Here is a 10981-nt window from a genome sequence, read left to right as displayed (position 1 = left end):
GAAGACGGCATACGAGATTTCTGCCTGTCTCGTGGGCTCGGAGATGTGTATAAGAGACAGTGTCGGGGGTGAGGGCGCGGGGTGCCGGGGCGTCGGGGGCGAGGGTGAGCGGGGGGCTGGTGGCGGCGGCGAGGAGGAAGTTCTGGGCGGTGTCCGGCGGGCCGGGGCGGCAGGTGCCGGTGGCGCTGCCGGGGACGGCGTACGGGGCGGTCCGCAGTCCTGCCGTCCGCAGGCCGGACTCGATCTGCCAGAGGCCGTCCAGGCCGTCCGGGTCGTTCCCGGCCCGGACGGCGATCCGGCCGCCGGGGGAGAGCAGCCGGGCGGTGAGCCCGTAGAACTCCTGGGAGTGGAACGTGACCGGCCCGCCGTCGGCCGGTGCCGGGAGGTCGGCGAGCACCACGTCATACGGTCCGTCGCCGCCGGCGCTGCCGCCGGCGCTGCCGCCGGCGCTGCCGCCGTCGCTGCCGCCGGTGGCGCCCGCGGCCCGCAGCCAGGCCATCGGGTCGGCGGCGGTGGTGCGCACCCGGGGGTCGTCCAGGGAGTGGTCGCCGAGGGCGGCGAGGCCGGGGTCGGTGCGGGCGAGGCGGGGGAGGGCGGCGTCGGCGTCGACCAGCCGGACGGAGCGGACGCCCCGGTGCCGCAGCACCTCCCGCAGGACGAGGCCGTCGCCGCCGCCGAGGAGCAGGACGCGGGTGTCCGGGCCGGCGGCCATGGCCGGGTGGACCAGGCCTTCGCTGCCCCGGTACTCGTCGGGCCCGCAGACCGCGAGCCGTCCGTTCAGGTAGAGCCGCAGCGGGCCTTCGGCGGGGCCGGTGAGCACGATCTCCTGGTGCCGGCCGCGGCCGGCGTAGCGGACCTGGTCGCCGTAGAGGGCGTGCCGGGCGGCGCGTTCGATCGCGTCGGAGCCGGCCGCGGCCGCCGCGAGCACGGCGAGGACGAGCAGGCAGCCGCCCCAGAGCAGCCGTCGTATCCGCGGGGCGGGCTCTTCCCTGAAGAGCCAGAGCACCACGGCGGCGCCGGCGACGGCGTTGACGGCGCCGGTGAGGAGCGCGCCGTCGCCGGGGCCGAGCGCGGGCAGGAGGAGGAAGGGGAAGGCGAGGCCGCCGATCAGCGCGCCCACGTAGTCGGCGGCGAACAGGTCGGCCGCGGCGCGTCCGGCGTCCTCGCGCCGGATCCGCTGGATGAGGGTCATCAGCAGGGGGATCTCGGCGCCGATGAGGATGCCGATCAGGCAGGTGAGGCCGACCATCGCGCCCTGGTAGCGGCCGAGCCAGGCCCAGCAGGAGTAGAGGGCGAGGACGGAGAGCCCGCCGGTGAGCGCGAGCGCGCACTCGACCAGGGCGAAGGCGGTGGCGGGTCGGCGGGTGAGCCGCTTGGCGAGCAGTGAGCCGAGGCCCATCGCGAACACCATGACGGAGAGTACGACGGAGGTCTGGGTGACGGCGTCCCCGAGCAGGTAGTCGCCGAGCGCGACCAGTTCGAGCTCGTAGACCAGTCCGCAGGCCGCGCAGACGAACGCGGCCAGCAGGACGGTCAGGCGGGCGAGCCGGGGGCGGCAGCGCAGCCGGCACCGACGGCGGGTGGGCAGTGGGGTGAGGCCGTGCCCGGGCCTGGGTGGGGTGCCGTCGTCGAGGTCCACTCGCGGGCGTGCGGGCGGACCGGCCGGATGATTGATCACGAACAAACGCTAGGGGACGTGCGGGAGGGATGGCTGCGCCCATCCGACGGACAGCGTGCGACGTCGGATTGACGAATCGTTCCTGCGTACGATTCTCCGGCGGGCGCTTTGCAGCGTATGTCCGGATCGGAGGTTCCGTCCGGGCTCCCGGCGGTCATGCCTCCGACACCACGAGCGAGGAGCGGGTGCACACCAGCTGCCCCTCCTGCGGGTAGGCGTGCCAGGTCCGCCAGAGCAGCCGGTCCACGCCGCCCTGGGTGACGAGTGCGGTGAAGGCGCTCGGGTCGCCCGGGAAGACCCCGGCCAGGCCCCGCGGGTGCCCTTCGACCAGGGCCAGCAGTTCCTGGGCGCGGGCCGCGAAGTCGTGCGGCGGCAGCGCCTCGATCCGGGCGGCGAACTCGTACTCCCAGCCGCCGACCTGCTTGGCCACCCGGGCCGGCAGCGGGGTGCGGCGGCCGGGCAGGCAGGCGACGGTCTCCAGGCACTGGCCCGGGCGGGCGTCGATCACCACCTGGTGCGAGGCGCCCAGCAGCCGCAGCTGGAGGGTGCCGGGCGTGCCCGGACGGCCGCCCCCGCCGAGTCTCAGGTCGCGGATCGCGAGAGCGGGCAGCGGGTCGCCGCCGAGGCACCAGGCGAGGTCACCGGCGCGGGTGTCCGTGTAGGAGGTCTGCAGTGTGGTGAGCATGCTCGGCTCCGCGTTTCAGCTCCGTGCGCGCCCACCGAGCAGCATCGATTAGGCCTAGGCGATGGCGAGGCTGTTCGTGGCTGTGCGGCCCTGGGCGCGGCCGGACCGTGGAAGGAAGGATTCCGGCTGGAGATTCAGCAGCAGAGAAGCACGAATGCGCCGGGTCCGCCGGTGATTTACCCATCTTTGTCAAGCATTCACCGTTTCGAGCACACCTGCTTCCCGGGTCTGATCGACCCGGTGTGCGACTCTGCACAGCGCGCGCCCCTACCACCGGGTCGCGCGCCGTGCGCGCCGGGTGTGCGCCCTCTGCGCGCATCACGCGCCGCCGCCCTCCGCGCACGGGGTGCGGAGGGCGGTCGGGGAGGACCGGATAGGCCGCCTCTTTTGCCTCTGAGGTATGAAACAGGCAATCCCGGCAGGTGAGTTGATGATCCATCAGAACGCGTGTCGGGCGGGCCACGCTGCTGTTCGAAGCGCGTGAAAGGGGGCGCGCGGGCCCTCAGAGGCGCCGCAGCCGGGCCACGGCCTCCTGGAGGACGTCGTCCCTTTTGCAGAAGGTGAAGCGGATCAGGCTACGGCCGGCGTCCGCGTCGTCGTAGAACACCGCGTTCGGGATGGCGACCACCCCGCAGCGCTCGGGCAGCGCCCGGCAGAACTCGATGCCGTCCTTCTCGCCGAGCGGAGTGATGTCGGTGGTGACGAAGTAGGTGCCCTCGGGGGTGAAGACCCGGAAGCCGGCCTCGGCCAGGCCGTCGACCAGCAGGTCGCGCTTGCGGCGCAGGTCCGCGCGGAAGCCGTCGAAGTACGAGTCCGGCAGCCGCAGCGCCTCGGCGACGGCGTACTGGAAGGGGCCGGCGCTGACGTAGGTGAGGTACTGCTTCGCGGTGCGCACCGCCGCGACCAGGGCCGGGCTCGCGGTGACCCAGCCGACCTTCCAGCCGGTGAAGGAGAAGGTCTTGCCGGCGGAGGAGATGGTGACGGTCCGCTCGCGCATGCCGGGGAGGGCGGCGATCGGGTGGTGGGTGGCACCGAAGACGAGGTGCTCGTAGACCTCGTCGGTGACCACCAGCAGGTCGTGCTCGACGGCGAGGGCCGCGATGGCGGCGAGCTCCTCGGCGGTCAGGACGGTGCCGGTCGGGTTGTGCGGGGTGTTGATCAGCAGCAGCCGGGTGCGCGGGGTGATCAGGGCGCGCAGCTCGTCGAGGTCCGGGCGGAACGAGGGCGCCCGCAGGGTGAGCGGGCGGCGGGTGGCGCCGGCCATCGCGATGCAGGCGGCGTAGGAGTCGTAGAAGGGCTCCAGGGCGATGACCTCGTCCCCGGGCTCCAGCAGGGCCAGCAGGGTGGCGGCGATGGCCTCGGTGGCACCGGCGGTGACCAGCACCTCGCTGTCCGGGTCGTACCCGAGGCCGTGGAAGCGCTGCTGGTGCCCGGCGATCGCGGTGCGCAGCTCGGGGATGCCGGGGCCGGGCGGGTACTGGTTGCCGCGGCCCTCGCGCAGGGCCCGTACGGCCGCCTCGCGGACCTCCTCGGGCCCGTCGGTGTCGGGGAAGCCCTGGCCGAGGTTGATCGATCCGGTGGCCGTGGCCAGGGCGGACATCTCGGCGAAGATCGTCGTGCCCAGTCCGGCCAGTCGGCGGTTCAACAGCGGCCTGGTTCCCACGTGCGGCTCCTCAGTCCTCGTCGTCGTCGCGCCCATCCTGGGACAGTCGGGGGCCGGGGACAAGAACGCCCCGCCCCCGCGCGAGGGCGGTGGGGGGCCGTACCGGACGGTGCCGGGAGGTGCCGGGATGCGCCGGGAGGCTCCGGGGCCCGATCAGGCCTCGTCGGTGTCCTCGGGGGCCTCGCCGTCCTCGCCCTCGATCTCGTCCTGCAGGCCCAGGCGCTCGACCATCCACTGCTCGAAGCCGACCGCGGCCTGGGTCCAGTTGGCGGTGGTGGTCACGAAGTAGTCCAGGTTGACGCCGGCGCCGACGATCATCTGGGCCTCGCCGATCAGGCGGACCACGCCGTCCTCGTGGGTGTGGGTGTAGACCTTCGGCCAGAGGGTCTCGCGGTTCCACTCGTCGATCAGGTCGAGGATCTCGCCCTTCTTCTCCAGCGGGTACGCGCGGTCGTAGAAGGCGCGCACCGCGAAGAGCTCCTTCTGCTCGCCGCGGAACATGTAGTAGACGCGGAAGCCCTCCCAGGGGGCGGTGAGGTCGCCCTCCTCGTCCACGACGTGCTTGAGCTGCATCTGGTCGAGGAGCTGGGCGACCAGGCCCTGGTCCGGGACGATGATCGGCGGCGGGCCGGCCGGTCGGCCACCCTGGCCGCCGGGCTGGCCGCCCTGGGGCACGCCGAAGGACGGGATGGACGACGGGTCGATGCTCATGGGGGTCCTCATTCCTCAGTGCACGTGGTGGCCGGCAATGAGAGGCCGCCCTTTCCACCTCCCATCCTGCCTCATCCGGGGCCTCGCTCACAGGGGCACCCGGGGTGCGTCGATCTTCGTCGGGGCGCCGTCCGGCCCTCGTCAGGGGGTTGCTCGGGGGGTGCTCGGGGGTTGCTCGGGGGGTTGCTCGGGGGGTGCCCGGGGCGGCGCCGGTGACGGAGCGTGTCCGGGGGGTCGCGCGAGCGCCGCGGCGGGGTGCGCGTGAGCCAGGTCACGCGCCCGGCGCGCGGTTTCGCCTGCCGTGCCGGCCGGATGCGGTTAGCGTGCGACGGAACTCACTTCGCACAAAGCCCGTACCACGCGGGCAAGTTGAGCTGTTCTGAGTTGAGGGGGGAACGAGAGTGGACGGAACGGTGACGGGGGAGGGCGCAGCGCTCGGGGCGCTGCTGCGCAGCATCCGGCTGGACCGGGGGATGACGCAGGAGCAACTGGGCGCCGCGACCGGGCTGAGCGTGCGGTCGATCCGGGACCTGGAGCGGGGCGTGTCCTGCCCGCGGGTCTCCACGCTGCGCCTGCTGACCCAGACCTGGAACCTGCCGGAGGCCCAGGGCGCCGAGCTGCACCGGCTGGCGCGCAGCCGGCGGGACCGGTCGCGGCGACGCCTGCGGCCGGGCGCCGCCGAGTGAGGTGACGCGGCGGGCCGCTCCCCTCCGGACGGAAGGGAACGGCCCGCGCGCGGCACTACTTCTCCAGCGGCCCCCGGCCGCGCACGGTGAGGCGGTCGCCCTCCTCGTCCCGCTCGACCAGGACGGTGTCCCCGTCGTGCACCGCGCCGGACAGGATCGCCCGGGCCAGCTGGTCGCCGATCGCGGACTGCACCAGCCGGCGCAGCGGACGGGCGCCGTACGCCGGGTCGTAGCCGGTGAGCGCCAGCCAGTCGCGGGCCGCCTCGGAGACGTCCAGGGTGAGCCGCCGCTCGTTCAGCCGCTCGCCCAGACGGGCCACCTGGAGGTCGACGATCCGGCTCAGCTCGGCGGTGCCCAGCGGCTCGAAGACCACGATGTCGTCCAGCCGGTTCAGGAACTCCGGCTTGAACGAGGCCCGGACGGCGCTCAGCACCAGCTCCCGCTTGTCCGCCTCCGGGATGGCCGGGTCGACCAGGAACTGGCTGCCCAGGTTGGAGGTGAGGATCAGGATCGCGTTGCGGAAGTCCACCGTGCGGCCCTGGCCGTCGGTGAGCCGGCCGTCGTCCAGCACCTGGAGCAGGACGTCGAAGACCTCCGGGTGCGCCTTCTCCACCTCGTCCAGCAGCACCACGCTGTACGGGCGGCGGCGGACGGCCTCGGTGAGCTGGCCGCCCTCCTCGTAGCCGACGTACCCGGGCGGGGCGCCGACCAGGCGGGAGACGGAGTGCTTCTCGCCGTACTCGCTCATGTCGATGCGGACCATCGCCCGCTCGTCGTCGAAGAGGAAGTCGGCCAGGGCCTTGGCGAGTTCGGTCTTGCCGACGCCGGTCGGGCCGAGGAAGAGGAAGGAGCCGGTCGGGCGGTCCGGGTCGGCGATGCCCGAGCGGGTGCGGCGCACCGCGTCCGAGACGGCCTGCACGGCCTCCCGCTGGCCGATCAGGCGCTTGCCCAACTCCTCCTCCATGCGCAGGAGTTTGGCGCTCTCGCCCTCCAGCAGCCGGCCGGCCGGGATGCCCGTCCAGGAGGCGACCACGTCGGCCACGTCGTCCGGGCCGACCTCCTCCTTGACCATCGAGGCGGAGGCGTCCTGATCGGCGGCACGCTCCTGGGCGTCGGCGAGCTCCTGCTGGGCGGCCGGGATCTCGGCGTACATCAGCTTGGAGGCCCGCTCGAAGTCCCCGTCGCGCTGGGCGCGTTCGAGCGCGCCGTTCAGGTCGTCCAGCCGCTCCTTGAGCTCGCCGACCCGGTTGAGGCTCTTCTTCTCCTGCTCCCAGCGGGCCGTGAGCACGCTCAACTGCTCGTTCTTGTCGGCGAGGTCGCGCCGCAGCCGGGCCAGCCGGTCCACCGAGGCCGGGTCGGACTCCTTCTCCAGGGCCAGCTCCTCCATCCTCAACCGGTCGACGGAGCGCTGGAGTTCGTCGATCTCGACCGGGGAGGAGTCGATCTCCATCCGGAGCCGGGAGGCGGCCTCGTCGACCAGGTCGATGGCCTTGTCGGGCAGGAAGCGGGAGGTGATGTAGCGGTTGGACAGGGTGGCCGCGGCGACCAGGGCGGCGTCCGAGATCTGCACCTTGTGGTGCGCCTCGTACCGGCCCTTGAGGCCGCGCAGGATCGCGATCGAGTCCTCCACGCTGGGCTCGCCGACCAGCACCTGCTGGAAGCGCCGCTCCAGGGCCGGGTCCTTCTCGATCCGCTCGCGGTACTCGTCCAGCGTGGTGGCGCCGACCATCCGCAGCTCGCCGCGGGCCAGCATCGGCTTGAGCATGTTGCCCGCGTCCATCGCGGAGTCGCCGCCGGCGCCCGCGCCGACCATGGTGTGCAGCTCGTCGATGAAGGTGACGACCCGGCCGTCGGAGGCCTTGATGTCGTTGAGGACGGCCTTCAGCCGCTCCTCGAACTCGCCGCGGTACTTGGCGCCCGCGACCATCGCGCTGAGGTCCAGGGCGACCAGCCGCTTGCCGCGCAGCGACTCGGGCACGTCGCCGGCCACGATGCGCTGGGCCAGGCCCTCGACCACGGCGGTCTTGCCGACGCCGGGCTCGCCGATCAGCACCGGGTTGTTCTTGGTCCGGCGGGAGAGCACCTGGACCACCCGGCGGATCTCCTGGTCACGGCCGATCACCGGGTCGAGCTTGCCGTCCCGGGCGGCCTGGGTGAGGTCGGTGCCGTATTTCTCCAGCGCCTTGTAGGTGCCCTCCGGGTCCGGTGAGGTGACCCGGCCGCTGCCGCGGACGTCCTTGAACGCGGCGAGCAGCGCCTTCGGCGTCGCGCCCTGCTGCACCAGCAGCTCGGCGACCGGCCCGCCCTCGGCGGCCAGGCCGACCATCAGGTGCTCGGTGGAGACGTACTGGTCGTCCAGGTCGTCGGCGCGCCGGCCGGCCTCGGTGAGCACCGCCAGGGTGTCCCGGGCGAGCTGCGGCGCGGCGACCGTCGAGCCCATCGCGCTGGGCAGCGCGGCGGCCTGGCGGCGCGCCTCGGTGTCGACCCGCGAGACCTCGGCCCCGACCGCCTCCAGCAGGGGCCGGGCGATGCCCTCGGGCTGCTCCAGCAGGGCGATCAGGATGTGCACCGGCCTGACGTCCGGGTTGCCTGCCGCGCCCGCCTGCCGGATCGCGGCGGACAGGGCGTCCTGCGTCTTGGTGGTGAACTTGCTGGCGTCCACTGCTGGGGGGTCCTCCCTGGTCGTCCTTCACTGCTGTTGCCTACAGCACTGCTACCTACAGCATGCACTAAGTTGAGTCTACTGCGCTCAACCTTTTTCGTTGGCCGAGTACCGCCGGGGTTCAGCTCTTCCGCCGGCCGGGCACGTCCGGCGTCCTCCGGGTCAGCCCCAGCAGCTCCCGGGCCGGGCCGCTCGGCCGCTGCCCGGCCGGCCACACCGCGCGCAGCGGCCGCCGCAGGTCCAGCCCCTCCGCCAGCGGCACCTCGACCAGCCGCCGGGTCGCCAGCTCCTCCACCACCGCCAGCTCGCTCAGGCAGACCGGCCCCGCGCCGGTCATCGCGGCCGCCTTCAGCGCGGTGGACGAGGCCAGTTCCATCCGGGGCTGCGCCGCGCCCCCGTACGGCCGGAGCGCCGCCTCCAGCACCTCCCGGGTGCCCGAGCCGGGCTCGCGCAGCACCAGCGGGGTGGCCGCCAGCTCGGCGCCGGTCAGCGGGGTGCGGCGGCGTGCCCACGGGTGGCCGGGCGCCACCACGACGACCAGCCGGTCCGCCGCCACCACCGCGCCGGCCAGCCCGGGCGGGGTGGCCGGGCCCTCGACGAAGCCGAGGTCGGCGTGCCCGGCCAGGACGTGCCCGGCGACCTCCGCCGAGTTCGCCGTCCGCAGCGTCACCGCCGTGCCCGGGCTGGCCTCGGCCAGCCCCAGCAGCCAGCCCGGCATCAGGTACTCGGCGACGGTCAGGCTGGCCACCACCCGCAGCTTGGCGTCCCGGCGCTCGCGCAGCGCGTCGATCCCGGCGTCCAGCGCCTGCGCCGCCTCCACCACGTGCCGGGCCCACTCGACCACCAGCCGGCCCGCCTCGGTCGGCTTGCTGCCCCGGGGCGAGCGGTCCAGCAGCGGGGCGCCGATCTGCCGCTCCATGCCCTTGATCCGGGCGCTGGCGGTCGGCTGGCTGACGCCCAGCTCGGCCGCCGCCCGTCCGACACTGCCCAGCCGGGCCACCGCGAGCAGCAGTTCCAGGGCGCCGAGTTCGGGGACGTGCGGGGAGAGAGGCATAGGTCCAGGCTATGTCGCCATAGGATCTTCGGCGCTACCGGCGCCCGGCCTTCGGACCGATGGTGGAAGCATGTCCACCTTGTCCGACATCCGCCCCCTCGTCCGCCCCGCCGTCCACCGTTCGCGGTACGACCTCTCCCAGCTCGGCCCCAACTGGTACGCCGCCGTGATGGGCACCGCGATCCTGGGCAACGGCGCCGCCGCCCTGCCGGTACGGCTGCCGGGGCTGATCGGCTTCGGCGAGGTGCTGTGGGCGCTCGGCCTGGCCGCCCTGCTGGTGCTGGTCCCGGCCCGGCTGGTCCACCTCACCCGGCACCGCGAGGCCGCCCGCACCCAGCTGCTGGACAACCCGGCCACCGCCGTCTTCTACGGCTGCCCGCCGATGGCGCTGCTGGCGGTCGGTCTCGGCACCCTGCTGCTCGGCTCCCGGGTCATCGGCACCGGCCCGGCGGTCGCCCTGGACGCGGTGCTGTGGGGCGTCGGCACCCTGTACGCGCTGGCCGTCGCCGGGGGCATCCCGTACCTGATGATCACCCGGCACCCGGTCTCCGCCCTGGAGGCCAACCCCACCTGGCTGCTGCCGGTGGTCGCCCCGCTGGTCGCCTCCGCCTGCGGTCCGGCGCTGGTCCCGCACCTGCCGGCCGGGACACCGCAGCAGGCCATGCTGTACGCCTGCTGCGGGCTGTTCGGGGTCGGGCTGCTGGCCACCCTGGTGCTGCTGCCGGTGGTGTTCACCGGGCTGCTCCACAGCAAGCTGCCCACCCTGGTGCTCACCCCCTCGCTGTTCCTGGTGCTCGGCCCGCTGGGCCAGTCCGTCACCGCCGTCCACCAACTCGCCGACGCCGCCCGCCCGGTGCTGCCCGCGCTCGCACCGGCCATGCTCGACCTCGCCGAGCTGTACGGCGTCGCGGTGATCGGCGTCGCCGTGCTCTGGCTGGCCGTCGCGCTCGCCGCCAACCTGCGCGCCCGGCGGGCCGGGATGCCGTTCGCGATGACCTGGTGGGCGTACACCTTCCCGATCGGCACCTGCGTCACCGGCGCCTCCGCGCTCGCCCGGCACACCGGCTTCGCGGGCTTCACCGGGCTCGCCGCGGGGCTGTTCCTGCTGCTGGCGCTCGCCTGGGTGCTCGCGGCGGGCGGCACCGCGGCCGGGCTGGCCCGCGGTCGGCTGCTGGCACGCTGAGACCGCGGGGGCTCCGAGGCTGTGGCCTTCCGGGGGCCCGGATTGTCACCGCGCGTAGACACGCAGCTCAGGAGCGGGCCGCCGTTGCAGGAACGCGCACCGGCAGAACGACCGTGCACGGCCGATCGGCGGAACCGCCGGTCGCCACCCGCACCCCCCGCTGGCCTCGGCCTTTACCGGAACGCGGCCCACCGCCCGCGCCCGAGCCCCCGCCCCGCCCTGCAGATAACTGCAATTGCGCGAACATGCACTCGGGCGGCACTTGTTCACCGGCCGTCACACTGTGAGGGTGGAGTCACGCCAAGTCGTCCGGGCAACCGCAGCCCGATGGAGGCGACATGCTCTTCGATACTGACCGCAGGTGCACCGGCGTGCAGCTGTGGAACGGGGGGGAAGAGCGCCGGCCGGGGACCATGTGTGGTGATGGGCCCCCGAACCGGATCCGTCGAGGCGTTGCTGCTCCGCCTCGACGGAAGCGCCGTGGCATTGGCGTAGCGACGGCGGCCCCCGGACGTCCCGGTGTGCGACGGCACCCGGGCCCGGGGCCCGCCGTCCCACCGGGTACCGTGACCGCCGATCAGCATGACCACGCCGTACCGGCACCCCCGGTACCGTGAGCGCGCCCGGCACACCGGTACCGCGGCTCGCGCGGCGGGGAA

Annotated in this window: 8 protein-coding genes; 2 read left to right on the top strand and 6 right to left on the bottom strand. The window is 73.8% G+C overall.

Annotated elements, in window-relative coordinates; genetic code table 11:
- The 4 genes from OP86_RS19135 to OP86_RS19120 form a co-directional block, all read right to left on the bottom strand.
- The coding region (locus tag OP86_RS19135; RefSeq protein WP_245231798.1) for a spermine/spermidine synthase domain-containing protein at positions 1 to 1678 on the bottom strand (1678 nt) is incomplete at its 3' end.
- 154 nt (positions 1679 to 1832) lie between these two features.
- On the bottom strand, positions 1833 to 2363 hold the full coding sequence (locus tag OP86_RS19130) for a DUF2617 family protein (RefSeq protein ID WP_030056596.1): 531 nt from the start codon (positions 2361 to 2363) through the stop codon (positions 1833 to 1835).
- Positions 2364 to 2865: 502 nt separating this feature from the next.
- On the bottom strand, positions 2866 to 4062 hold the full coding sequence (locus OP86_RS19125; RefSeq protein ID WP_051830265.1) for a pyridoxal phosphate-dependent aminotransferase: 1197 nt from the start codon (positions 4060 to 4062) through the stop codon (positions 2866 to 2868).
- A gap of 117 nt (positions 4063 to 4179) precedes the next feature.
- Entirely contained in the window at positions 4180 to 4737 is a 558-nt protein-coding gene (locus OP86_RS19120; protein WP_030056598.1) for a type III secretion system chaperone family protein, read from the bottom strand.
- A 401-nt stretch (positions 4738 to 5138) separates the two neighbouring features.
- Here OP86_RS19120 and OP86_RS19115 point away from each other — a divergent pair, with 401 nt between their 5' ends.
- Positions 5139 to 5423: a helix-turn-helix domain-containing protein gene (locus OP86_RS19115; protein ID WP_033332481.1), complete on the top strand. Its 285-nt coding sequence runs from the start codon at positions 5139 to 5141 to the stop codon at positions 5421 to 5423.
- A gap of 55 nt (positions 5424 to 5478) precedes the next feature.
- Here the strand turns inward: OP86_RS19115 and clpB are convergent, their stop codons facing one another.
- Both clpB and OP86_RS19105 read right to left on the bottom strand, forming a co-directional pair.
- Positions 5479 to 8085: an ATP-dependent chaperone ClpB gene (clpB, locus tag OP86_RS19110; protein WP_030056600.1), complete on the bottom strand. Its 2607-nt coding sequence runs from the start codon at positions 8083 to 8085 to the stop codon at positions 5479 to 5481.
- A 121-nt stretch (positions 8086 to 8206) separates the two neighbouring features.
- Positions 8207 to 9139, bottom strand: a complete 933-nt coding sequence (locus OP86_RS19105; RefSeq protein ID WP_030056601.1) for a LysR family transcriptional regulator — start codon at positions 9137 to 9139, stop codon at positions 8207 to 8209.
- 70 nt (positions 9140 to 9209) lie between these two features.
- Between OP86_RS19105 and OP86_RS19100 the strand changes: the two genes are divergently transcribed.
- Positions 9210 to 10322, top strand: coding sequence for a TDT family transporter (locus tag OP86_RS19100; protein WP_030255846.1), 1113 nt, complete (start codon positions 9210 to 9212; stop codon positions 10320 to 10322).
- Positions 10323 to 10981 lie beyond the last annotated feature (659 nt).

The sequence above is a fragment of the Streptomyces novaecaesareae genome (genome assembly GCF_000716875.1).
GTDB lineage: Bacteria > Actinomycetota > Actinomycetes > Streptomycetales > Streptomycetaceae > Kitasatospora > Kitasatospora novaecaesareae.
Note: the sequence above shows the minus strand (reverse complement) of the source record. Positions and strands in the feature narration are given on the sequence as shown.